We start from the raw sequence: 23,775 nt of genomic DNA on the forward strand, positions 1-23,775 counted from the left end.
CCGCATCCGTGGCAGCCGCCGTGACCGCCGATCCCGTAGGAGCCGCCCTGTGAACGCCGACCTCGCGATCGCCGACGTCCGGCTGACCCCGATCCTGGTCGCCGACCCGCCGCTGCTCAACACGCAGGGCGTGCACCAGCCCTACACCCCCCGCCTGATCGTGGAGATCGTGACGGCCGGCGGGATCACCGGCGTCGGGGAGACGTACGGCGACACCAAGTACCTGGAACTCGCCCGGCCGTTCGCCGAGCAGCTGAAGGGGCGTCAGGTCAGTGACCTGAACGGCCTGTTCACGGTCGCCGACGAACTGGCCGTGGACCGCTCGCGGGTCTCCGCGCGGGTCGACGTCGGCGGGCTGCGGGGCGTGCAGACCGCCGACAAGCTGCGCCTGTCCGTCGTCTCCGCCTTCGAGGTGGCCTGCCTCGACGCCCTCGGCAAGGCGCTCGGCCTGCCCGTGCACGCGCTGCTCGGCGGGAAGGTGCGGGACGCGGTCGAGTACAGCGCGTACCTGTTCTACAAGTGGGCCGCCCACCCCGACGGCGTACCCGCCGAGCGCGACGACTGGGGGGCGGCCCTCGACCCCGCCGGGATCGTCGAGCAGGCCCGCCGGTTCACCGAGCGGTACGGCTTCACGTCGTACAAGCTCAAGGGCGGGGTCTTCGCGCCCGAGGAGGAGATCGCGGCCGTACGGGCCCTCGCGGAGGCGTTCCCCGGCCGGCCGCTGCGGCTCGACCCCAACGGCGCCTGGTCGGTGGAGACGTCGGTGCGGGTCGCCGAGGAGGTCGGCGATCTCCTGGAGTACCTGGAGGACCCGGCGCTCGGCACCCCGGCGATGGCCGAGGTCGCGGCACGGACCGGGGTGCCGCTGGCGACCAACATGTGCGTGACGACCTTCGCGGAGATCGAGGAGGCGTTCACGCGGGGCGCCGTCCAGGTGGTGCTCTCCGACCACCACTACTGGGGCGGACTGCGCAACACCCAGCAACTGGCCGCGATCTGCCGGACGTTCGGGGTCGGCATCTCCATGCACTCCAACACCCACCTCGGGATCTCGCTGGCCGCGATGACCCAGGTGGCGGCCACCGTGCCGAATCTGCACCACGCGTGCGACACGCACTATCCGTGGCAGTCGGAGGACGTGCTCGGCGAGCGCATCGCGTTCGACGGCGGTTCCGTCGCGGTGTCGGACGCGCCTGGGCTCGGTGTCGAACTCGACCGGGAGCGGGTGGAGTTCCTGCACCGGCGGTGGGTCGAGGCGGACGGGGTGCTGCGGGAGCGGGACGACGCCGCGGCGATGCGGGTTGCCCGGCCGGGCTGGGTCGCGCCTTCTGTGCCGCGCTGGTAGGCGTTGCCCTGCCGGGCGGGGTCCTGCCGGGCGGGGCCCTGTCGGGCGGGGGTGAGGGCGGCGGGTGCGGGTCCGTCGGGGCCGGTCGCGCAGTTCCCCGCGCCCCTTCGATGGCGGGGGTGAGTGGGTCCGTGCCGGTCGTTGTGGGCTGGTCGCGCAGTTCCCCGCGCCCCTTTCGGGGCTGGGGTGGGTGGGTCGGTGTCGGTCGTTGTGGGCTGGTCGCGCGGTTCCTCGCGTCCCTTTCGGCGGCGGGGCTCGGCGTGACGCCCGGCGTCCTTTGGGTGACGTGGTGCACACTGGCCTGATCCGTACCACGTCAGGGAGCGCACCGTGAACGCCTCCGACGCCTTCGACGCGTCCCCGGACCAGGGAGCCCGGCAGGCCCTGTCGGCGCCCCACGTCGACCCGCTCGCCGCCCTGCGCGGCACCCCCGGCGGCCCACCCTGGGACGTCTACCTCACGGGCACCGTCTTCCTCGACATCGTCTTCACCGGGCTCGACTCCGCCCCGGTGCGCGGCACCGAGTCCTGGGCGCGCGGGATGGGCTCCAGCCCCGGCGGCATCGCCAACATGGCCACCGCGCTGGCCCGGCTCGGCCTGCGCACCTCACTCGCGGCGGCCTTCGGCGACGACCACTACGGCGAGTACTGCTGGGACGCGCTGGAGCAGGGTGAGGGCGTCGACCTGTCCGCCTCGCGCACGGTCGCGCACTGGCACAGCCCGGTCACCGTCTCGATGGCGTACGAGGGCGAGCGCACGATGGTCTCGCACGGGCACGAGCCGCCGCCCGAGGAGCCCGCCCCCGACTGCCCGCCCCGCGCGCGGGCCGCCGTGGCCTCCCTGACGCCGGGCCGCCAGGCCCACTGGATCGCGCAGGCCGCCGCGGAGGGCACCAAGGTCTTCGGCGACGTCGGCTGGGACGACACCGGCGCCTGGGACCTGGCCGGGCTCGCCGACCTCGCGCACTGCGAGGCGTTCCTGCCGAACGCGGAGGAGGCCATGCGCTACACCGGCGCGGCGACCCCGCGGGCGGCGGCCCACGCGCTGACCGAGCATGTCCCGGTGGCCGTGGTGACGCTGGGCGGGGAGGGCGCGTACGCGGTGGACCGGCGTACCGGGGAGACCGCCGAGGTGCCCGCGATCGAGGTCGAGGCGCTCGACCCGACCGGCGCGGGGGACGTGTTCGTGGCCGGTTTCGTCACCGGCACCCTCGCGGGCTGGCCGCTCGCCGACCGGCTCGCCTTCGCGGGCCTGGTCGCGGCCCTGTCGGTCCAGGAGTTCGGCGGCTCGCTGTCCGCGCCGGGCTGGGCGGAGGTCGGCGCGTGGTGGCGCAAGGTGCAGTCACTGGACCGCCAGAACCGGGCGGCACTGCGCCGCTACGCGTTCCTGGACCACCTGGTTCCCGAGACCCAGACCCGCCCCTGGCCCCTCCGCAGAGCAGTCCCCACCATCGGTTTCGGCAGCCGCCTCCCGTAGCGCCCTGAAAGGGGCGCGGGGACCTGCGCGATCAACCGAGGACGGCCCGCAGCGACCCACGCGCTCCAGCCCCTGAAAGGGGCGCGGGGACCTGCGCGATCAACCGAGGACGGCCCGCAGCGACCCACGCACCCCACCCCCTGAAAGGGGCGCGGGGACCTGCGCGATCAACTAGAAACGACCCGCAGCGACCCACGCACCCCAGCCCCTGAAAGGGGCGCGGGGAACTGCGCGATCAGCCCAGGACGGCCCGCAGAGATCCACGCCGCCGAGCCCCCGCCAGGGGCCCGCGGGGAACCGCGCGAGAACCCCGGCGGCCCCGTGGCCACCCGACCAGCCCCGCCCCGGAGGGGACCCCGCCCCGGAGGGGGACCTCAGAACCCCAGCCGCCGCAGCTGCTTGGGATCCCGCTGCCAGTCCTTCGCGACCTTCACATGAAGGTCGAGGAAGACCGGCGTCCCCAGCAGCGCCTCGATCTGCTTGCGCGACTTGATCCCGACCTCCTTGAGCCGCTTGCCCTGGGGACCGATGATGATCCCCTTCTGGCTGGGCCGCTCGATGTACAGGTTCGCGTGGATGTCCAGCAGCGGCTTGTCCGCCGGCCGGTCCTCGCGCGGGAGCATCTCCTCCACCACGACGGCGATGGAGTGCGGCAGCTCGTCCCGGACGCCCTCCAGCGCGGCCTCGCGGATCAGCTCGGCCACCATCACCTGCTCCGGCTCGTCCGTCAGGTCGCCCTCGGGGTAGAGCGCGGGCCCCTCCGGCAGCAGCGGCACCAGCAGATCGGCGAGGAGCTCGACCTGCGCGCCGCCGACCGCCGACACCGGCACGATCTCCGCCCACTCGAAGCCCAGCTCCTTGCCGAGCTGGTCGATGGCGATGAGCTGCTCGGCGAGGGACTTGGAGTCGACGAGGTCGGTCTTGGTGACGATCGCCACCTTGGGCGTCTTGCGGATGCCCGCGAGCTCCTTGGCGATGAACCGGTCACCGGGGCCGATCTTCTGGTCGGCCGGCAGGCAGAAGCCGATCACGTCGACCTCGGCCCACGTCGTGCGCACGACGTCGTTCAGCCGCTCGCCCAGCAGCGTGCGCGGCTTGTGCAGGCCGGGGGTGTCCACCAGGATCAGCTGCGCCTCCGGCCGGTGCACGATGCCGCGCACCGTGTGCCGGGTGGTCTGCGGCCGGTTCGAGGTGATCGCCACCTTCTGCCCGACCAGAGCGTTCGTGAGGGTGGACTTGCCCGCGTTGGGGCGGCCCACGAAACAGGCGAAACCGGCCCGGTGGTCGGCTTCGGCCGGCTGCTTCGATGACTGGGTGCGAACGCTCATGCCGCCCATTCTCCCTGATCCCCGGAGCCCTGCCGCACTGCGCGCCGCCGGGGCCCCCACGGCGGCGCCGCGCGGTCGGGCTCCCGGTGCCCCCAACCCCGGCGCATGGTGAGAATCCGGTAACCCTCGCGCAACGAAACGTCGCGGAAACACACCCGTGCGCAACAGGAAACGCGAACCCGTGAACCTCTGACGAGCCCCACGAGCCCCCACACCGCTGGAGTGACCGTGACCCTCGCCGCCGCCCACGTGGACACGGGCGACACCGCCTGGCTGCTCGCCGCCACCGCCCTGGTGCTGCTGATGACCCCGGGCCTCGCTCTGTTCTACGCCGGCATGGTCCGTGCCAAGAGCGTGCTCAACATGCTGATGATGAGTTTCGTGTCGATCGCCCTGGTGACCGTGGTGTGGCTCGCGGCCGGCTACTCGCTGGCGTTCGGCGACGACGTCGGCGGCGGCCTGATCGGCGGCCTCGGGCACGCCGGGATGGCGGGCATCGGCCCGCACAGCGTGCACGGCACCGTGCCCACCCTGCTGTTCGCGACCTTCCAGCTCACCTTCGCGATCATCACGGCGGCCCTGATCAGCGGCGCCGTCGCGGACCGCACCCGGTTCACCGGATGGCTGGTGTTCGTGCCGGTGTGGGCGCTGCTGGTATACGTTCCCGTCGCCCACTGGGTGTGGGGTCCGGGCGGCTGGATCCGCGAGCGGCTCGGCGCCCTCGACTTCGCGGGCGGCCTGCCCGTCGAGATCGCCTCCGGCGCCTCCGGGCTCGCGCTCTGCCTGGTCCTCGGCCCCCGCCTGGGGTTCAAGAAGGACGCCATGCGCCCGCACAACCTGCCCATGGTGATGCTCGGCGCCGGTCTGCTGTGGTTCGGCTGGTTCGGCTTCAACGCGGGCTCGGCGCTCGGCGCGAACGGTCTCGCCGCGGCGGCCTTCCTCAACACGATGGCCGCGGGCTGCACCGGCCTGCTCGGCTGGCTCTTCGTCGAACAGCGCCGCGACGGCCACCCCACCACCCTCGGCGCCGCCTCCGGCGCGGTCGCGGGCCTGGTCGCCATCACCCCGTCCTGCGGCGAGGTCTCCCTGCTCGGCGCCCTGGTCGTGGGGCTCGCCGCCGGCGGCGTCTGCTCGTACGCCGTGAGCTGGAAGTTCCGCCTGAACTACGACGACTCCCTGGACGTCGTCGGCGTGCACCTGGTCGGCGGGATCATCGGCACGCTGCTCATCGGCCTGTTCGCGACGGCCGGCATGACCGGCGGCGTCGACGGCCTCCTCTACGGCGGCGGGCTCGCCCAGCTCGGCCGGCAGCTGGTCGCGGTCGTGGTGGTCGGCGGCTACGCCTTCGGGGCGACGTACGGCATCGGCAAGGCGCTCGACAAGGCCATGGGGCTGCGGGCGGCGGAGGACCACGAGCACACCGGCCTGGACCTTACGGTGCACGCCGAGACGGCTTACGATCACGGGGTCCTGGGCCATGGCGCCCCGGTCTCCCACTCCCACTCCGCCCTGCCCACCGCCCGGAAGACCAGGTCCCAGGCATGAAGCTCATCACCGCGATCGTCAAGCCGCACCGCCTCGACGAGGTCAAGACCGCGCTCCAGGAGCTCGGCGTGCAGGGCCTGACCGTCACCGAGGCCAGCGGCTACGGCCGGCAGCGCGGCCACACCGAGGTCTACCGCGGCGCCGAGTACCGCGTCGACCTCGTGCCCAAGGTGCGCATCGAGGTCGTCGTCGCGGACGCGGACGCCGACGCCGTGATCGACGCGGTGGTCACAGCCGCGCAGACGGGGAAGATCGGGGACGGGAAGGTGTGGGCCGTGCCCGTCGAGACGGTCGTACGGGTACGGACCGGCGAGCGCGGCCCCGACGCGCTCTGACCAGCAGCGCCCCGGTCGCCACCCCGGCCGCGAAGACCACCGCGACCACCAGCCAGGGCAGCGCGAGGAACCCGGCGCCCGCCGACTCGCGGGTGCCCTTCGCGCTCGCCGTCAGCGTGACGTGCCCGAGGTCGAACTGGGGCGCGCCGCGCCAGGTCTCGCTCAGCCGCACCCGCTGGCCGGGCAGCAGCTCCGAGGGGACGCGTTTCAGGTCCCGGGTGAGCAGCGTCCGGCCGAAGAGCCCGTGCGCCTTGAGTTCCACCTTCGGGTCGAGGGTGACGTTGCCGGTGTTGTGCAGCGTGTAGGAGATCACCGCCGTGCTGTCGCCGAGGCCCGGCACCAGCGGCTGGTGGTGGCTGACCGTCACGTTCTCGACGGAGATCGCGGGCAGCGTCGGCCCGCCGACCTTGAGGTAGACGCGGGCGCCGACGGCCCGCTGGACGCCCAGCGCGAGGGAGCCGTCGCCCCGGTCCACCCGCTCGTCCAGCGCGACGATCGCGCCGGGGTGGTCGCCGGGCTCGGCGTCGCTCGGCACATGGAGCGTGAACGGCACGGTCACCTTCTTGTGGCCGGGCACGGTCACCGTCGACTTCGCGGGCCGGGCCCACGCGCCGACCCCGCGCATCCGCTCGCCGGCCGAGCGCACCGCGAACCCGCCGTCCCGGGCGGTGTTGTAGGCGTCGGCCGCGTAGAGCCGGAAGGTGAGCGGCTTGCCCGTCTTGTTGGCGACGACCACCTGGTCCCGCACGGTCTGCCCGGGATCGGCGGAGAGATAGAAGTAGGGCCGCGCGGAGACGGCCGAGGAGACGGGGTAGACGGACCAGCTCCCGTTGTCCGCGGCGGCCGCCGGGGCCGCGGCCGTGACACCGAGGGCCAGGCAGCCGAGCAGACCGAGGAGGAGGCCGGGAAGGAGCAGGAGGGCGGACGGCTTGCGCATGGGTGCGGACCCCCACGGAAGGCTGGAATTGTCCGGGGCGGACGGGCGGGTGCGGACCGTACGGAACGGTCGCCCGGCCGCCTGAGGCGGTACGGATCTCTCTGTACGGCGTGCTGAGCGGTACGGCGTGCTGAGCGATACGACGCGCTGAGTGGTACGGCGTGCCGGGTGGTGCGGAGTGCCGGGTGGTGCGGAGTGATGCTTCCGGTACGACGATCAGGTGAGCGTCAGCGTCAGCACGGCCGAGTACGAGCCGGGAGGCGTGAACGCCGGGACGTCGAGCGAGAGTCCGGCGTCGACGGTGAACTCACCACCGGTGGTCGTGGCGTCGGGCGCCGACGCCAGGGTCGCCCCCGACGCGCCGACCGAGCCCGCGGAACCGGCCTTGCAGGTGCTGGGGCTGCCCGCCTTGGTCACGCACGCGGGGGTCCAGCTCAGCTTCCCGGCCCCGATCGAGGCACCGGTCCCGGTGAAGTCGGTGACCTTGCCGGTCAGGGACCAGCCCGCGGGCCCGCCGCGGAAGTCCTGCACGGTGACGGTCTGCAGGGCGCCCGTGGAGGCACCCCCCTTGCCGAAGTCCACCGACGACAGCGCGACCGCGTCCCCGGCCTGCGACATCGACAGCGTGCCCGCCTTGACGGTGGTCGTCAGCTTCTGGCTGCCGGCCGGCACGGGAGTGTCGTCGATGACGGCGTACGCGGCGGGGCCCGCGCCCTTGTCGGAGCTCCACGCGCTGCCCTCGTACGCCACGATCCCGCTCGTCGTCTTGTCGTTGACGACCAGCGAGCCGCTGAAGGCGCCCGAGGAGTCGGCGGTCACGGTGGCCGTGTCCGCCGTCTGGTTGTCACCGGACCGCCCGGCCAGCGTGACGCTGGCGCCCGGCGTGAAGTCGCTGCCGGTGACGGAGACCGCGGCACCCGGCGCACCGGAGGCCGAACTCAGGCTGATCGCACGGGTGTTGGGCTGGCTCACCGGCGACGCGGTGACCGACTCCGACACCGGGGCGGGCGGGTTCGTCACCGTGCAGGGGGTGTCCAGCTCCAGGATGTAGCTGGTGTGGATGTTGTAGTCGCCCGGCGAGAGGGTGATCGTGCCGGGGCTGGTGACGGTGAACGTGCCGGTCATGGAGAACGACGGGAAGACGCCGTTGCCCGGGACCGGGTCGTTCTTCTTGGGGCCGGTGACCGTGACGTCACCGGTCTGGGCGCCGCCGAGCGTGACCTTGCCGGTGGGCGTCATGATGTCGGCCGGCAGGGCCAGGCTGGTGGGGTTGTTGGCGGCCGGGGTGACCACCGTGTAGGTCACGGTGACGGTGTCGCCGACCTTGGGCGTCTCGTTGTCCACCGAGATGTTCGCGGTGGTGGTGCCGTCGATCGGCGGGATCCCGGCGACCGCGGGCGGGATGCAGTGCGTGGCGAAGTCCACGTTCGCGCTCGCGGCACCCGCCGGGCAGGCCAGCGCGCCGCCCGCGGTGACCGCGAGCGCGGTCGCGCCGAGCAGCGTCGCCCAGTGCCGGCCGCGGGATCTTCGGAGTGTCCAAGCCATGGGCCCCCTCCTGAGGGATGCGGGCGCAGCGGCTCTTCTGCGCCGACAGGGGGCCATTGATGTGCAGGCAGGGTGAGAAGTCAATGGAGATGCCGCAGAAAGCTGACGGCTCATCAGTTTCTGCGGCATCCGGAACGGATCGCTCGGCGCGGGGCCGGTCAGTCGAACACGAACGGACCGGGCGACTGGGCCGAGGACGTCGTACAGGTGACGGTGATGCCGAAGATCACCATCTTGAGCGAACCGCCGTAGAAGTCCAGGCTGTCGCCGGAGGCCACGGTGCCGGGGAGCGGGCCGACGGTGACGGGGTCGCCGGTGGCCATCGCCGGGTTCACCTTGCCGCTGAAGGCGACGGAGCCGCCCCCGGACTTGGCCATGGTGAGCGTGGACGTGATGGAGTTCGCGGACAGCGCGAGCGGCGCGGTGATCGCGGTGGACGTGAGCGTGATGGTGGCCGAGGTGCCGCTCTGCGTCGCGGTGAGCGTGGCCGCGCCACCGCCGAAGATGCCGCAGCTCGCGGTGGTCGTCGCGGTCGTCGGCGTGACGGCGGCGGCCGTGGGTGCGAACGCCAGGCCGGTGACCGCGAGGGTCCCGACCGTGAGTGCCGCACCGGTGAACAATCGCTTGCCTCTCATGGGATCCGACTCCCTTCCCGATGTATGGGGATGCCATGTGGGGATGGACGGGAGGTACTCACCGTCAGGTGGGTGCGGACACACTGAGGGCTACGACGGATCTGACGACCCGTCGGAAATCGCTTTCCCATTGATGCGCGATGGGCGTGTCCCCGACAAGAGTGAAATCCGGCCGAGCCCCGGCAGAGCCCCGGCCGAGCCCGGACGGGCCGTGCGCGGACGCGCCGCGGCGGCGGACCGGGCCCCGGCCGGACGTGTCTCAGACGGCCGGGAGCGTCGCCCGGACCACGCCGTCCGGACCGGCCACGTGCACCGGCGTGCCCGCGCCGCCGAGGTCGCGCACGGCCGCGAGGTCCTCCGCCGAAGGGCCCTCCGCCGCCGTGACCACGGCCGCCGCCTCCAGGGACTCCGCCCCGGACGCCACCGCCATCGCCACCGCGGTCCGCAGGGCGCTGAGCTTCAGGGAGGCGAGGCCGACGGTCCCGGCGACATACGTGCGCCCGGTCTCGTCCCGTACGGCGGCCCCCTCCGGCACGGCGTTGCGGGCCCGGGCCGAACGGGCCAGGGTGACGATCTTGAGGTCCTCGGCGTCGAGCGCGTTGCTGTCGGTCATGACCTGAGCATACGAAGCCCCGGGACCCGCCCGGCGGACCGGGCCCGCCCACCCGCCACCGCCGTACGGCGCCCGCTCACCCCGCCACCGGGTACATCGCCCCGCGCCTGCCCTCCGGGGAGGCGAGCCACTCCAGCTTCGCCGCGGTGTTCGCCTCGTCCAGCGGGGTGTGCAGCACGATCGTCAGATCCGGCCGGGCCGGCACCTTCATCGCCGTCGACTCCACGCACAGCAGCCCGACCAGCGGATGGTCCAGCTCCTTGCGGATCTGCCCCGCGTCCTCGATGTCCCGCTCCGCCCACAGTCGCGCGAACTCCGGGCTGGCCCCGGTCAGTTCGTCCAGCAGCGCCTGATACCCGCCGTCCTGGGGGCGGGCCGAGGAAGCCGCCCTGAACTGGGCCACGACCGTACGGGCGTTGCGCTCCCAGCTCTTCGAACGGGACCGGTACAGCGGGTCCGTGAAGAAGTCCACCAGGCAGTTCTGCGTGATGTCCGGCCGCATCCCGAGCACCACCGCGGCCGCGTCGTTGTACATCACGCAGTTGTAGTACGCGTCCATGATGTGCGCCGGATACGGCATCCAGGTGTCGATCAGCCGCCGGAGCCCCTCGCACATGTCGCGCTTCTCCGGGGCCACTTCGGGCGCGGGCGGGTTCAGCCCGGCGAGCAGGTACAGGTGCCGCCGCTCGGCGTCGCTGAGCCGGAGCACCCGGGCCACCGCGTCGAGCACCTGCGGTGAGACCGAGATGTCCCGGCCCTGCTCCAGCCACTGGTACCAGGAGGCGCCCACTCCGGCGAGCACCGCGACCTCCTCGCGCCGCAGCCCCGGCGTACGGCGCCGCGCGCCGCCGTCCGGCAGCCCCGCCTCGGCCGGTGTCACCCGGGCCCGCCTGCTCATCAGGAACTCGCGCAGTTCGCGCAGCCGACGGCTCTTGGCCGGATCCTCCGCCACGTACCGCTCCCCCTAGGTCCTGTCCGCGCGTCTGGTGGTGCCACCACCACCATAAGTTCCGACTCCCCAGCGGTATTCCGCGCGCCCGAAGCTCGTTCCATGGCGACCGACACCACCACCGACGACGACACCACCACCGAGGGCACGACCACCGCGGGCACCACGGCCCACGGCACCACGACCGCCCGCACCACCACCGCCCCCACCACCGCGGACGCGATCGGCGCCCCGTCCGGCGCCCCCCGGCTCTCGACGCGCGACCGGCTCGTCCTGTTCGTCCTGTGCGCCGCCCAGTTCATGGTGGCGCTCGACTTCTCCGTCCTGAACGTCGCCCTGCCGGCGCTCGGTTCCGACCTCGGCATGACCGACTCCACCCTCCAGTGGGCGGTCACCGCGTTCGCGCTGCCCTCCGGCGGCTTCCTGCTGCTGTTCGGCCGTGTCGGCGACCTGTTCGGCCGCCGCAGGCTGTTCTTGACCGGGCTCGCCCTCTTCGGCGCCGCCTCCCTGCTGGCCACGCTCGCCTGGGACCCCGCGTCCTTCCTCGCGGGCCGGGCGCTCCAGGGGCTCGGCGCGGCGGCGATCGTCCCGACCGGCATGTCCCTGCTGACCACCACCTTCGCGGAGGGACCGGCCCGCGACCGCGCCCTCGGCATCTCGGGCACCCTGCTCTCGCTCGGCTTCACCGTCGGCATGGTGGCGGGCGGCGTCCTCACCGACGCGTTCGGCTGGCGCTCCACGATGGCCCTGCTGACCCTGTTCGTCCTGGTCGTCCTGCCGCTCGCGCCGGGACTGCTGCCGGAGTCCCGCACCCCCGACCGGCCCCGCCTCGACATCCCCGGCGCCGTCACCGTCACCGCCGGCCTGCTCAGCCTGATCTACGCCCTGTCGACCGCCGCCGACCGCGGCTTCGGCGGCGCGGACGTCGTCGCCGGGCTGACCGCGGGCGTCCTGCTGCTGGCCGCGTTCGTGACCGTCGAGTCCCGCGCCGCCGCCCCGCTGGTCTCCCTGCCGATGCTGCGCCGCCGCACGGTCGCGTGGGGCAACCTCGGCGGGCTGGTCACCTTCTCGATGATGTCGACGGTCGTCTTCGTGCTGACCCTCTACCTCCAGCAGACCCTGCACCTGTCGGCCTTCGAGACCGGCCTGGTCTTCGGCGTGCAGGGCGTGCTCTCGGCGGTCGCCGGGGTGCGCGCCCCGAAGGTCATCGGCCGGTTCGGCGCCCGCCGCACCCTGGTCGGCTCGCTCACCGGCCAGGGCGCCCTGATCGCCGCCCTGCTGGGGCTGGACGCGCACGGCGGGTCGGTCTGGCTGGCCACCGCCGCGGTCTCCCTGGCCAGCATGTGCCACCTCGGCGCGATCATCTCCTACGGCCTCATCGTGACCTCCGGCGTCCCGGACGAGGAGCAGGGCCTGGCCACCGGCCTGGTCACCTCCACCCAGCAGGTCGGCATCACGATCGGCATCCCGCTGCTCGGCGTCCTCGCCACCACCTCGGGCGACCTGCTGACCGGCGTGCACACCGTGATGGCCCTGGACGCGGCGATCGTGCTGGCCGCGGCGGCCCTGGTCGCCCTCGGCCTGCGCACCGGCCGCCGCGCCTGACGGCCCCGCGTCTGACGGCCCCGCGTCTGACGGCCCCGCGTCTGACGGCCCCCGCGACTCAGGGCCGGTCGAGCCGCAGCCGCTCGGCCCGCGGCAGCCCCGCCACGACGAGGTCGTACGAGTCCTCCACGAGCTCCCGGACCAGCCGGTCCGGGAGCTCGCCGTCGACCGTCACCGTGTTCCAGTGCCGCTTGTTCATGTGGTAGCCGGGGACGATCAGGCCCGGGTGGTCGGCGCGCAGCCGGATCGCGTCCTCCGGGTCGCACTTCAGGTTCACCGTCAACGGCCGGGCGTCCAGGGCGGTCAGCGCGAACAGCTTGCCGAGCACCTTGAACACGGAGGTCTCCGGGTTGAACGGGAAGTCCTCCACGCTCGCGTTGAACGACAGGCACAGGGCGCGCAGTTGCTTCGGCGTCATCCGGTCACCCGTCCCGCTCCGAGGGGCCGGAACCGGCGGCCGCGGCCGGGCCGACCGGTTCCACCAGCACCGTCACGATCTTGTTCCGGCGGCCGGCCGCGGACTCGGCGGTCAGCCGCAGCGCGCGGCCGTCCGGCAGGTCGACGACCGCGGAGGCGGCGGCGATGGGCACCCGGCCCAGCGCCTTGGCCAGCAGTCCGCCGACCGTCTCCACGTCCTCGTCGTCGTACTCCTCCAGGCCGTACAGCTCGCCGAGGTCGGTGATGTCGAGGCGGGCCGTCACCCGGTACCGGTCGCCGCCCAGCTCCTCCACCGGGGGCAGTTCGCGGTCGTACTCGTCGGTGATCTCCCCGACGATCTCCTCGAGGATGTCCTCGATGGTGACGATGCCCGCGGTGCCGCCGTACTCGTCGATGACGACGGCGACGTGGTTGCGGTCCTTCTGCATCTCGCGCAGCAGATCGCCCGCGTTCTTGGTGTCCGGCACGAAGACCGCGGGGCGCATCGCCGTCGAGACCAGCTCCGACTCGGCGTCGCGGCTGATGTGGGTCTTGCGGGCCAGGTCCTTCAGATAGACGATCCCGACGATGTCGTCCTCGTTCTCCCCGGTGACCGGTATGCGGGAGAACCCGGAGCGCAGCGCGAGGGTCAGGGCCTGGCGGATGGTCTTGAACCGCTCGATCACCACCAGGTCGGTGCGCGGCACCATCACCTCCCGGACCAGGGTGTCGCCCAGCTCGAAGACCGAGTGCACCATGCGGCGCTCCTCGTCCTCGATCAGCGACTCCTTCTCGGCCAGGTCCACCAGCGCCCGCAGCTCCGCCTCGGAGGCGAACGGGCCGCGGCGGAAGCCCTTGCCGGGGGTGAGCGCGTTGCCGATGAGGATCAGCAGCGGCGGGATCGGGCCCATGATCCGCGCGAGCGGCAGCAGCACGTAGGCCGCCGCCGTCGCGGTGTTCAGCGGGTGCTGGCGGCCGATGGTGCGCGGGGAGACCCCGACGGCGACGTACGACACCAGCACCATCGTGCCGATCGCGGCGAGCAGCGCCTGCCAGGTGGTGTCGATCTCGTTCAGGCAGGCGTAGGTGACGAGTGCCGCCGCGGCCATCTCGCACGCCACCCGCACCAGCAGGGCCACGTTCAGATAGCGCGTCGGGTCGGCCGCCACCTGGGCCAGCTTCGCGCTGCCGCGGCGGCCGGCCTTGACCGCCTCCTCGGCGCGGAAGCTGGAGACGCGGGCGAGGCCCGCCTCCGCGCAGGCGGCGAGCCACGCCACGACGACCAGCAGGACCGCGCCGAGGACCAGCCCGGGACTCATGACACGGTCGGCGCGGGGGACGGGCCGGTCAGGCCCTTCTCCGCGCGCCAGCCGTCCACGATCGCCGCCTGGAGGCCGAACATCTCGGCCTTCTCGTCGGGCTCCTCGTGGTCGTAGCCCAGCAGGTGCAGCACGCCGTGCACGGTGAGCAGCTGCAGCTCCTCGTCCATGGAGTGCTGCGTCGGCGCCTCCTTGCCCTGCCGGGTGGCGACCTCGGGGCAGAGCACGATGTCGCCGAGCAGGCCCTGCGGGGGCTCGTCGTCGTCCTTGGACGGCGGGCGCAGCTCGTCCATCGGGAACGACATGACGTCCGTGGGCCCCGGCAGGTCCATCCACTGGATGTGCAGCTGCTCCATGGCGTCGGAGTCCACGACGATCACCGAGAGCTCGGAGAGCGGGTGGATGCGCATCCGCGTCAGCGCGTAGCGGGCGATGTCGAGGATCGCCTGCTCGTCGACCTCGGTTCCGGACTCGTTGTTGACGTCGATCGACATGACGGTGTGCTTGTCTACTTCCCCTTGTGCCCGGCCTTGCCCCGGCCGCCCGGGTGGGTGCCGTTCTCCGTGCCGTGACTGCTGTCGTACTTCTCGTACGCGTCGACGATACGGCCCACCAGCTTGTGCCGTACGACGTCCTGGGACGACAGGCGGGAGAAATGGACGTCCTCGACGCCCTCCAGGATGTCCTGGACCTGGCGCAGACCGGACTTGGTGCCGTTGGGCAGGTCGACCTGCGTCACGTCACCGGTGATCACGATCTTCGAGTCGAAGCCGAGCCGGGTGAGGAACATCTTCATCTGCTCGGGCGAGGTGTTCTGCGCCTCGTCCAGGATGATGAAGGCGTCGTTCAGCGTGCGGCCGCGCATGTACGCCAGCGGCGCCACCTCGATCGTGCCCGAGGCCATCAGCTTCGGGATCGAGTCCGGGTCGAGCATGTCGTGCAGCGCGTCGTACAGCGGGCGCAGGTAGGGGTCGATCTTCTCGTACAGCGTGCCGGGCAGGAAGCCGAGGCGCTCGCCGGCCTCCACCGCGGGGCGGGTCAGGATGATGCGGTTGACCTGCTTGGACTGCAGGGCCTGCACCGCCTTGGCCATGGCGAGGTAGGTCTTGCCGGTGCCCGCGGGGCCGATGCCGAAGACGATCGTGTGGTGGTCGATCGCGTCCACGTAGCGCTTCTGGTTGAGCGTCTTGGGGCGGATCGTGCGGCCGCGCGAGGACAGGATGTTCTGCGTGAGCACCTCGGCCGGGGTCTCCCGGCCGTCGCTCGTCCCGTTCCCGCTCGCCCTCAGCATGGCGATCGAGCGTTCCACTGCGTCCTCCGTCATCGGCTGTCCGGTGCGGAGCACCAGCATCATCTCGTCGAACAGGCGCTGGACGAGGGCTACTTCCGCCGGATCGCCGACCGCGCTGATCTCATTGCCCCGGACGTGGATGTCGGCCGCCGGGAAGGCCTTCTCGATCACACGCAGGAGGGAGTCGCCGGATCCCAGCACGGCGACCATCGGATGCCGGGCGGGAACCGCGAACCGCGCACTCGCCTGCCCCTGCGCGGGGGTCTGAGCTGTGGGTGTCTGAGTCATGGGCCGGCGCTTGAGGCCTTGCTCGTCCTCCTCGATACGACACGCCCGCCACATGGGCGGCCTGGCGGTTTCCAGGGTACGCCGGGCCACCGACAACCCCGTAGGGCTTTTCCACGGGTCCCCCGCGGCCCGGGGGACCCGCTCAGCCCGTGCGCGCCGACAGGTCCTGGAGCCCCACCACGCGCAGCAGCTCCAGCCGCTCGTACGACGCCGTCCCCGGGCGCGCGGTGTGCACGACCAGCATCTGGTGGTGCTCGTCGTTGACGAGGACCTCGCAGTCCAGCTCCAGCAGGCCCACCACCGGGTGCCGGAACCGCTTGACCGCGGCCCGGCGCACGGCCACCTCGTGCTCCGCCCACAGCCGTGCGAACTCCTCGCTGCCCGCCCGCAGCTCCGCCACCAGCGCCGTGGGCTCGGGGTCCGCGGGCCGGGAGGCGGCCACCGCGCGCAGGTTCGCCACATGGGAGCGGGCGTGCTCGTCGAAGTCCTCCGGCACCAGCAGGGTCCGCCCGGCCGGGTCCAGGAAGAACCGGCGGATCATGTTGCGCTCCCGGGGCGGCCGGGACAGCGCGTCGCCGCCCAGCGCCCGCGACAGCGCGTTCTGCGCCAGCACCTCCCCGCAGTCGGTGAGCACCTGGGCGGGCGCGTCGTGCAGCCGGTCCAGGATCAGCAGCAGCCCGGGGGAGACGTGCCGGGACGCCGCCCGCTGCCGCGGCGGCTGCTCGCCCGCCAGATGGAAGAGGTGGTCGCGCTCGTCGCCGGTCATGCGCAGCGCCCGCGCCAGCGCGGTCAGCATCTGCCGCGAGGGGTGCGGGCCACGGGCCTGCTCCAGGCGCGTGTAGTAGTCCACGGACATCCCGGCGACGGCGGCCACCTCCTCCCGGCGCAGCCCTGGGGTACGGCGCCGGGCCCCGGGGCCGAGGCCCACGTCGGCGGGGTCGAGGCGGGCGCGGTGCACGCGCAGGAAGTCGGCGAGTTCGGGTCGGTCCACCCCTCCAGGCTGCGCCACCGGGCCCGGCTTATCCAGGGAGTGCCGGTCCCCTGATCGAGAGGTCTCTCCCGGCCGGGCCCGCCCCGGCCGAGGCTGGTGGCACCGGGCGGAGCGGCCGCCGGGCACGGACCGAGGAGAGCGCGATGCTGACACTGGTGACGGGCACGACGGGACAGGTGGGGCGGCGCTTCGTGCCGCGGCTGCTGGCGCAGACCCGGCCCGGGGAACGGGTGCGGGTCCTGGTGCGGGACGCGGCGCGGGCCGAGCCCTTCGCGCGGCTCGGCGCGGAGATCGCCGTGGGCGACCTGCGCGACCCGGAGGCGCTCGGCAAGGCGGTCGCGGGCGCCGACGCGGTGGTCAACGTCGCCGCCTCCTTCCGCGGGGTGCCGGACGAGGAGGCGTGGGCGGTGAACCGGGACGCGGCGATCGAGCTGGGCCGGGCCGCGCAGGGCGCCGGGGTGGCGCGTTTCGTGCAGGTCAGCACCGCCGTGATCTACGGCAGCGGGCGGGGCCGCCCGATGACCGAGGACGACGAGAGCCGTCCCGAGGGCGCGCAGATGTGGGGCGCCTACCCCGAGTCGAAGCTGGCGGCGGAGCGGGCGCTGCTCGCGCTGGACGGTGTGGACGTGCGCGTCGCGCGGCTGCCGTTCGTCTACGGCGAGGGCGACCCGCACCTCGCGGCGGCCCTGAACTGGGCGCCGAAGTGGGCCCCGGCGCAGCGGCTCCAGATGGCCCACCACGTGGACGTCGCCCAGGCCCTGCTCCGGCTGCTGCACGCGCCGGGCATCGCGGGCCGGATCTACAACGTCGGCGACGACGCGCCCGTGACCACGGTCGAGCTGTACGCCCTGTGCGGCGTCGAGGTGCCGGCCGAGCTGTCCGCCAACACCGACCCCGACCCCTGGTACGGCATCCTCTCCACCGAGCGCATCCGCCGCGAACTGGGCTGGCGCCCGCACTTCCCGAGCGTGTGGTCGGCCCGGGACGCGGGCGCGCTGTGAGCCCGCGGCGGCCGGGTCACCGGACCGCGGCTCAGTCCACCCCCCTGATCCGCCGCACCAGCAGCGCCCCCGCGAGCCCGATCACCGCGGCGGCCAGGTACAGCACCCGGTAGCCGCCCAGGTGGGTCACGATCGGCGCGGCGAGGACGGGCGCGGCGACCTGGGGCAGCGCGTTGGCCACGTTGATCACGCCGAGGTCCTTGCCCCGGTCGAGCGCCTTGGGCAGGACGTCCGTCATCAGCGCGAAGTCCACCGAGGTGAACACCCCGAACCCCACCCCGAGGACGGCCGCGGCGACGATCGCGCCGGGCCAGGTCTGCCAGAGCGCGAGCAGGGCCGTCGCCACCGCCATCACCACGCCCGACCACAGCACGAAGGGCTTGCGCCGCCCCACCCGGTCGGAGGCGACCCCGCCGACCACCACGGTCGCCATCAGGGTCAGCCCGTTGACCGCGGTCAGCACCAGCACGCCCTGGTCGGGGTCGCCGTAGTGGATGCGGTCGCGCAGGTAGTACAGGAGGTACAGCAGCACCAGGGAGTTGCTCAGGTTGATCAGGAAGCGGGTCAGCCAGGCCCAGCCGAGATCCGGGTACCGGCGCGGGCTGAGCCGGAACCCGGCCAGGAAGGCCCGCCAGGCCCACGGCGGCCGGTCCTCGCGGGCCAGCCGCAGATCCGGGTGGCGCAGGACGTACGGCGCCACCCCGGCGACCGTGAACACCGCGCAGGCCACGTACCCGGCGGTGATCCCGCCCGCGACGGTGGCGAGGCCGGTGCCGGCCACCACCCCGAGGATCTGCGCCGCGCCCAGCCAGCCGCCCACCGACCCGCGCTGCAGGCGCGGCACCCGGTCCGGGACCGCCGCCGTCACCGCCGCGAACGCCGCGTTCAGCGTCAGCTGCACCAGGCACCAGCCCGCGGCCATCGTCACCGGGCCGCTCGCGCCCGCGAGCAGCAGCAGCGACAGCGCGCCGCCCGCGGTCCCGGCCACGATCCACGGCGTACGGCGGCCCCGGCGCGAGACCGTGCGGTCCGACAGCGCCCCGAACAGCGGGTTGGCGAGCAGCGAGACCAGCGCGCCGGCGCCGGTCACCCAGGCCAGCAGCGTCTCCTTGGACATGCCGGAGCCGGGCGCGAAGTCCTTGGCCTGGGAGGCCAGCAGGATCTGGAGCGGGCCGTACCAGCCCACCCAGATCGCCCCGTTGGCGAGCGAGAGCGAGGCGGTCCAGCCCCGCCCGACCCGCTCCACCGGCTCCGCGAGGGCGCCGGGCGGCCGCTCGGTCGCGGTCATCTCTGCGCCCTGAGCGCGTCCCGGTACCAGCGGTACGACGCCTTCGGGGTGCGCTCGAGGGTCGCGAAGTCGACGTGCACCAGGCCGAAGCGGCGCGCGTACCCCTCCGCCCACTCGAAGTTGTCCATCAGCGACCACACGAAATAGCCGCGGACGTCCACGCCCGCCTCCACCGCCCGGTGCAGGGCGCGGAGGTGGCCGTCCAGGTAGGCGATCCGGTCCTGGTCGTCGGTCCCCTCGAAGGAGCAGCCGTTCTCGGTGATCACGATCGGCGGCAGCCGGTCGCCGTAGCGCTCGCGCAGGCCGGTGAGCAGCTCGGTCAGCCCCTCCGGCACGATCGGCCAGCCGAAGTCGGTGACCGGGACGCCCTCGATGTCCCTGACGGAGAAGGGCAGTTCGGCGGGGAGGGTGAGCCCGCCGAACTCGATCTCGCTGCCCTGCGGTGCGCCGACCCGGGTGGGCGCGTAGTAGTTCACGCCGTAGAAGTCGAGGGGTTCGGCGATCACTTTGAGGTCCGCCTCGACGTCGCCGGGCATCAGCGGGGCGATCCCGTCCGGGTACCGCCCGAGGAGCAGCGGGTCGGCGAACAGCCGGTTGAGCAGCAGGTCGTAGAAGTCGGCGGCCTCCACGTCCGGCTGGTCCGGGGAGGCGGGCCAGGTCGGGCCGTGCGAGTTGGCGACGCCGACGTCCGCGGCCCCGGCCGCGCGCAGCGCCCGCACCGCGAGCCCGTGGGCGAGCAGTTGGTGGTGGGCGACCGGCAGCGCGTCGAACAGCAGCTTCCGGCCGGGCGCGTGGGCGCCGAGGGCGTGGCCCAGCAGGGTGTGCTCGGCGGGCTCGTTGAGCGTGATCCACTTGGTGACGCGGTCGCCGAGGCGCTCGGCGACGACGGCGACATGGTCGGCGAACCGGGCCGCGGTGTCCCGCTCGAGCCAGTCCAGGCCGGACGGCAGGTCCCAGTGGAAGAGGGTGGGCACGGGCCGTACGCCCGCCGCGGCCAGCTCGTCGACCAGCCGGTCGTAGAAGTCGAGACCGCCCAGGGAGTTCACCCGGGGCCAGGAGATCGAGAAGCGGTACGCGTCCACGCCGAGGCCGGCCAGCAGCGCCACGTCCTCGCGGTAGCGGTGGTAGTGGTCGCAGGCCACCGCCGCCGTGGAACCGTCCTTGACCCGTCCCGGCGCGTCCGTGAAGTCGTCCCACACGGACCGCTCCCGCTCGTCCGCCGCGCCCTCGATCTGGTGGGCCGAGGTGGACACGCCCCACTGGAATCCGGCCGGGAAGCGGGGGAGCGCGTTGCCTGCATCAGTCGCCATGCGCGGATCATCCGTACCCGGGGTAACGGAAGTCAACGCCCCGGCGGCAACGGGCTCTCAGTGCTTGCGGGGGCGGCTCACGCGCCTTCCTTCAGCACCCGGGAGATCAGCGTGCGCTGGTCCTCCGTGAGCCGGGGGTCGGCCGCATACACCGTCCGGCCGTCGACCGTGATCCGGTAGCTGAAGCCGTCCGGCACCCCCTCCGGCGGAGTGCCCCGGCCGGCGGCGACCGCCCGCTCGGCCAGGGCCTGCCATGCGTGGGCGTCGGGGCGGTCCGAGGTGTCCACCTCGGCGTGCCGCTCGATGCCCGCGAAGCCTCCCGTACGCCTCACCGAAATCCGCATGGGTTCCTGTGTAGTACGGAACCCGGTGGCGCGCACCCCGATGAGGTCCGCGACTACGTCGTGCGCACCCCGACCTGCTCCCACGCCTTCAGTACAGCGGTCAGTTCCTCGCCCTCGCCGTAACGGGCCTTGGCGGCACGGCCGGTGAGCGTGGCGAAGTCGGCGAAGAGGGCGTCCTGCTTCAACTCGCCGCCGGTGAGCACGTCGTACCAGATCTGCCCGGCCCGCTCCCAGGCGTGGCCGCCGAGCGCGCTCGCCGTCAGGTAGAAGGCGTGGTTGGGGATCCCGGAGTTGATGTGGACGCCGCCGTTGTCCTGGCCGGTCTGCACGTAGCCGTCCATGGTGGCGGGCTGCGGGTCCTTGCCGAGCGCCTCGTCGTCGTAGGCGGTGCCGGGCTCCTTCATGGAGCGCAGGGCGATGCCGTGGATGCGCTCGGCGAGCAGTCCGGCGCCGATCAGCCAGTCCGCCTCGGCGGCGGTCTGGCCGAGCGCGTGCTGCTTGATGAGCGAGCCGAAGACGTCGGAGAGCGACTCGTTGAGCGCGCCGGACTGGCCGAAGTAGGTGAGGTTGGCGGTGTACTGGGTGACGCCGTGGGTCAGTTCGTGGCCGATGACGTCCAGCGGGATGGTGAAGTCGAGGAAGACCTCGGCGTCGCCGTCGCCGAACACCATCTGCTCGCCGTTCCAGAACGCGTTGTCGTAGTTCTCGCCGTAGTGCACGCTGGCGTCCAGCGGCAGGCCCTGGCCGTCGATGGAGTCGCGGCCGTACGCCTGGAGGTACAGCTCGAAGGTGGCCCCGAGGCCCGCGTAGGCGCGGTTGACGGTGGCGTCCTTGCCCGGCGCGGCCCCCTCGGCGCGGACCTTGCGGCCGGGCAGGTCCTCCTTGTGGTGGGCGTCGTAGATCGTGCGGTGCGGCTGGGCGGCGGGCGCGCCCTCGGGCGTCGCGACGGCGGGCGCGCCGAGCACGGTGGTCAGCCGGCGGCGGGTGCGCTGGTAGGCGTCGTGCTCCAGGGACGCGCGGGCGGGCCCGGACAGCTCCGGGTCGTCGTGCCGGGCCAGCTTGTCGAGGACGTGGGGCGGGACGATCGTGCAGAAGACGGGCTCGAAGCCCCCGTTGGTCGTCATGCCGGGCACCTTGGCACCGTGCTGCGCGGCTGTCACTACCCGCAACCATGATTGGTGAAAAAGCCGGACATTCGGCACAGCTCGGTAGCGCGGAGTGGTATGGAACACCTTTCGCCCCATTTTTCCCCTTCCGCGTGGCCCGTCCCGCATACTGATACAGGCCCGCGCGCCCGGCGCGGCTGGGCTAGGCTGCACGGCATCATGCGTTTCGGGCTGCTTCTTCTTAGCTGCCGCGGCGAGGGTCTGTAGTCGAGGCCGACCCCCTCCCCGCGGAGCTCTGGCGTTGCGTCGTCGGCCGTCCATTCGGACATCCGGACACCCAGAGGAGCCCACGCGATCATGGCCAACCGCCAGCAGCCCACCTCCATGCCGATCCACAAGTACGGTCAGTACGACCAGGTCGACATCCCGGACCGCACCTGGCCCGCCCAGCGGATCACCGCCGCCCCGCGCTGGCTCTCCACCGATCTGCGCGACGGCAACCAGTCGCTGATCGACCCGATGTCGCCCGAGCGCAAGCGCCGGATGTTCGACCAGCTGGTCAAGATGGGCTACAAGGAGATCGAGGTCGGCTTCCCGGCCTCCGGCCAGACCGACTTCGACTTCGTGCGCTCCATCATCGAGGAAGAGGGCGCGATCCCGGACGACGTCACGATCTCCGTACTGACCCAGGCCCGTGAGGACCTGATCGAGCGGACCGTGGAGTCCCTGAAGGGCGCCCGGCGTGCCACCGTGCACCTGTACAACGCCACCGCGCCGGTCTTCCGCCGGGTGGTCTTCCGCGGCTCCAAGGACGACATCAAGCAGATCGCCGTCGACGGCACCCGCCTGGTCGCCGAGTACGCCGAGAAACTGCTGGGCCCCGAGACCGAGTTCGGCTACCAGTACAGCCCGGAGATCTTCACCGACACCGAGCTGGACTTCGCGCTGGAGGTCTGCGAGGCGGTCATGGACGTCTGGCAGCCCGGTCCGGGCCGCGAGATCATCCTCAACCTGCCCGCCACCGTGGAGCGTTCGACCCCCTCCACGCACGCCGACCGGTTCGAGTGGATGGGTCGCAACCTGTCCCGCCGTGAGTACGTGTGCCTGTCGATCCACCCGCACAACGACCGCGGCACCGCCGTCGCCGCCGCCGAGCTGGCCCTGATGGCGGGCGCCGACCGCGTCGAGGGCTGCCTGTTCGGGCAGGGCGAGCGCACCGGCAACGTCGACCTGGTCACCCTGGGGATGAACCTGTTCTCCCAGGGCGTCGACCCGCAGATCGACTTCTCCGACATCGACGAGATCCGTCGTACGTGGGAGTACTGCAACCAGATGGAGGTCCACCCGCGCCACCCGTACGTGGGCGACCTGGTCTACACGTCCTTCTCCGGCTCCCACCAGGACGCCATCAAGAAGGGCTTCGACGCGATGGAGGCCGAGGCGAAGGCCAAGGGCGTCACCGTCGACGACATCGAGTGGGCGGTGCCGTACCTGCCGATCGACCCCAAGGACGTCGGCCGCTCCTACGAGGCCGTCATCCGCGTCAACTCGCAGTCCGGCAAGGGCGGTATCGCCTACGTCCTGAAGAACGACCACAAGCTGGACCTGCCCCGCCGGATGCAGATCGAGTTCTCCAAGCTGATCCAGGCCAAGACCGACGCCGAGGGCGGCGAGGTCACGCCGGGCGACATCTGGGCCGTCTTCCAGGACGAGTACCTGCCGAACCCGGACAACGCCTGGGGCCGCATCCAGGTCCGCACCGGCCAGTCGACCACCGACACCGACGGCGTGGACACCCTGACCGTCGAGGCCACCGTCGACGGCGAGGACACCGTCCTGTCCGGCTCCGGCAACGGTCCGATCTCGGCCTTCTTCGACGCCCTGGAGTCCATCGGCATCGACGTACGGCTGCTGGACTACCAGGAGCACACGATGAGCGAGGGCGCCTCCGCGCAGGCCGCCTCCTACATCGAGTGCGCGATCGGCGACAAGGTCCTGTGGGGCATCGGCATCGACGCGAACACCACGCGTGCCTCGCTGAAGGCGGTCGTCTCCGCGGTCAACCGCGCCGCCCGCTGACCCCTCCTCGACCGGCTGTTCCCCGGCC

General features: G+C 72.6%; 22 protein-coding genes. 7 read left to right on the top strand and 15 right to left on the bottom strand.

The features are described from left to right. Positions 1-49: 49 nt before the first annotated feature. Together WN71_RS27340 and WN71_RS27345 are read left to right on the top strand one after the other, a co-directional pair. Complete coding sequence (locus WN71_RS27340) at positions 50-1,345, top strand: glucarate dehydratase family protein (protein ID WP_046581775.1); 1,296 nt, start codon at positions 50-52, stop codon at positions 1,343-1,345. A 384-nt stretch (positions 1,346-1,729) separates the two neighbouring features. After that, the gene (locus WN71_RS27345; RefSeq protein WP_046581827.1) at positions 1,730-2,821 is read left to right on the top strand and encodes a carbohydrate kinase family protein; all 1,092 of its coding nucleotides are present in this window, start codon (positions 1,730-1,732) and stop codon (positions 2,819-2,821) included. 374 nt (positions 2,822-3,195) lie between these two features. Here WN71_RS27345 and era read toward each other — a convergent pair whose 3' ends face one another. Then, entirely contained in the window at positions 3,196-4,149 is a 954-nt protein-coding gene (era, locus tag WN71_RS27350; protein ID WP_046581828.1) for a GTPase Era, read from the bottom strand. 228 nt (positions 4,150-4,377) lie between these two features. On the opposite strand from era, the gene WN71_RS27355 reads away from it, so the two are divergent. Then, complete coding sequence (locus WN71_RS27355; RefSeq protein WP_046581830.1) at positions 4,378-5,694, top strand: ammonium transporter; 1,317 nt, start codon at positions 4,378-4,380, stop codon at positions 5,692-5,694. After that, positions 5,691-6,029, top strand: coding sequence for a P-II family nitrogen regulator (locus WN71_RS27360; protein ID WP_046581777.1), 339 nt, complete (start codon positions 5,691-5,693; stop codon positions 6,027-6,029). The genes WN71_RS27355 and WN71_RS27360 overlap by 4 nt, the downstream gene beginning before the upstream one ends. Here WN71_RS27360 and WN71_RS27365 read toward each other — a convergent pair. The 5 genes from WN71_RS27365 to WN71_RS27385 all read right to left on the bottom strand — a co-directional run bounded on the left by WN71_RS27365 (position 5,923) and on the right by WN71_RS27385 (position 10,711). Further along, complete coding sequence (locus WN71_RS27365; protein WP_046581778.1) at positions 5,923-6,966, bottom strand: WxL protein peptidoglycan domain-containing protein; 1,044 nt, start codon at positions 6,964-6,966, stop codon at positions 5,923-5,925. The two genes, WN71_RS27360 and WN71_RS27365, sit on opposite strands and share 107 nt — an antisense overlap. A gap of 216 nt (positions 6,967-7,182) precedes the next feature. Further along, entirely contained in the window at positions 7,183-8,511 is a 1,329-nt protein-coding gene (locus tag WN71_RS27370) for a WxL domain-containing protein (RefSeq protein WP_046581780.1), read from the bottom strand. A gap of 158 nt (positions 8,512-8,669) precedes the next feature. Further along, entirely contained in the window at positions 8,670-9,146 is a 477-nt protein-coding gene (locus WN71_RS27375; RefSeq protein ID WP_046581782.1) for a hypothetical protein, read from the bottom strand. Positions 9,147-9,405: 259 nt separating this feature from the next. Beyond that, a complete protein-coding gene (locus WN71_RS27380) occupies positions 9,406-9,759 on the bottom strand; it encodes a hypothetical protein (protein WP_046581784.1) in 354 nt (117 codons plus the stop codon). 76 nt (positions 9,760-9,835) lie between these two features. Next, positions 9,836-10,711 carry a helix-turn-helix transcriptional regulator gene (locus WN71_RS27385; protein WP_079178149.1) on the bottom strand — a complete coding sequence of 292 codons (876 nt, stop codon included), beginning with the start codon at positions 10,709-10,711 and terminating at the stop codon, positions 9,836-9,838. 99 nt (positions 10,712-10,810) lie between these two features. Between WN71_RS27385 and WN71_RS27390 the strand changes: the two genes are divergently transcribed. Next, on the top strand, positions 10,811-12,313 hold the full coding sequence (locus WN71_RS27390; RefSeq protein ID WP_079178150.1) for an MFS transporter: 1,503 nt from the start codon (positions 10,811-10,813) through the stop codon (positions 12,311-12,313). A 58-nt stretch (positions 12,314-12,371) separates the two neighbouring features. Here the strand turns inward: WN71_RS27390 and WN71_RS27395 are convergent, their stop codons facing one another. The 5 genes from WN71_RS27395 to WN71_RS27415 all read right to left on the bottom strand — a co-directional run bounded on the left by WN71_RS27395 (position 12,372) and on the right by WN71_RS27415 (position 16,619). After that, on the bottom strand, positions 12,372-12,731 hold the full coding sequence (locus WN71_RS27395; RefSeq protein ID WP_046581785.1) for an MmcQ/YjbR family DNA-binding protein: 360 nt from the start codon (positions 12,729-12,731) through the stop codon (positions 12,372-12,374). 4 nt (positions 12,732-12,735) lie between these two features. Further along, complete coding sequence (locus WN71_RS27400) at positions 12,736-14,049, bottom strand: hemolysin family protein (protein WP_046581788.1); 1,314 nt, start codon at positions 14,047-14,049, stop codon at positions 12,736-12,738. Continuing rightward, on the bottom strand, positions 14,046-14,543 hold the full coding sequence (ybeY, locus tag WN71_RS27405) for an rRNA maturation RNase YbeY (RefSeq protein ID WP_046581790.1): 498 nt from the start codon (positions 14,541-14,543) through the stop codon (positions 14,046-14,048). Before ybeY ends, WN71_RS27400 begins: the two co-directional genes overlap by 4 nt. Before the next feature lie 14 nt (positions 14,544-14,557). Then, entirely contained in the window at positions 14,558-15,628 is a 1,071-nt protein-coding gene (locus WN71_RS27410) for a PhoH family protein (RefSeq protein WP_046581792.1), read from the bottom strand. A 142-nt stretch (positions 15,629-15,770) separates the two neighbouring features. Next, the gene (locus WN71_RS27415) at positions 15,771-16,619 is read right to left on the bottom strand and encodes a helix-turn-helix transcriptional regulator (protein WP_046581794.1); all 849 of its coding nucleotides are present in this window, start codon (positions 16,617-16,619) and stop codon (positions 15,771-15,773) included. A gap of 143 nt (positions 16,620-16,762) precedes the next feature. Between WN71_RS27415 and WN71_RS27420 the strand changes: the two genes are divergently transcribed. Then, positions 16,763-17,620, top strand: coding sequence for an NAD-dependent epimerase/dehydratase family protein (locus WN71_RS27420; RefSeq protein WP_046581796.1), 858 nt, complete (start codon positions 16,763-16,765; stop codon positions 17,618-17,620). A 31-nt stretch (positions 17,621-17,651) separates the two neighbouring features. On the opposite strand, the gene WN71_RS27425 is transcribed toward WN71_RS27420, so the two are convergent. The 4 genes from WN71_RS27425 to WN71_RS27440 form a co-directional block, all read right to left on the bottom strand. Next, the gene (locus tag WN71_RS27425) at positions 17,652-18,908 is read right to left on the bottom strand and encodes an MFS transporter (RefSeq protein WP_046581798.1); all 1,257 of its coding nucleotides are present in this window, start codon (positions 18,906-18,908) and stop codon (positions 17,652-17,654) included. Beyond that, entirely contained in the window at positions 18,905-20,218 is a 1,314-nt protein-coding gene (locus WN71_RS27430; RefSeq protein ID WP_046581799.1) for a GH1 family beta-glucosidase, read from the bottom strand. Before WN71_RS27430 ends, WN71_RS27425 begins: the two co-directional genes overlap by 4 nt. A gap of 77 nt (positions 20,219-20,295) precedes the next feature. After that, positions 20,296-20,562 (bottom strand): protealysin inhibitor emfourin, encoded by a 267-nt coding sequence (locus tag WN71_RS27435; protein WP_046581801.1) that lies wholly within the window; start codon positions 20,560-20,562, stop codon positions 20,296-20,298. 53 nt (positions 20,563-20,615) lie between these two features. Beyond that, on the bottom strand, positions 20,616-21,686 hold the full coding sequence (locus tag WN71_RS27440) for a M4 family metallopeptidase (RefSeq protein WP_046581806.1): 1,071 nt from the start codon (positions 21,684-21,686) through the stop codon (positions 20,616-20,618). A gap of 339 nt (positions 21,687-22,025) precedes the next feature. Here WN71_RS27440 and leuA point away from each other — a divergent pair, with 339 nt between their 5' ends. Next, a complete protein-coding gene (gene leuA, locus WN71_RS27445; protein WP_046581807.1) occupies positions 22,026-23,747 on the top strand; it encodes a 2-isopropylmalate synthase in 1,722 nt (573 codons plus the stop codon). Positions 23,748-23,775: the final 28 nt, after the last annotated feature.

Source organism: Streptomyces mangrovisoli (genome assembly GCF_000974985.2).
In the GTDB taxonomy this organism is placed as follows: domain Bacteria; phylum Actinomycetota; class Actinomycetes; order Streptomycetales; family Streptomycetaceae; genus Streptomyces; species Streptomyces mangrovisoli.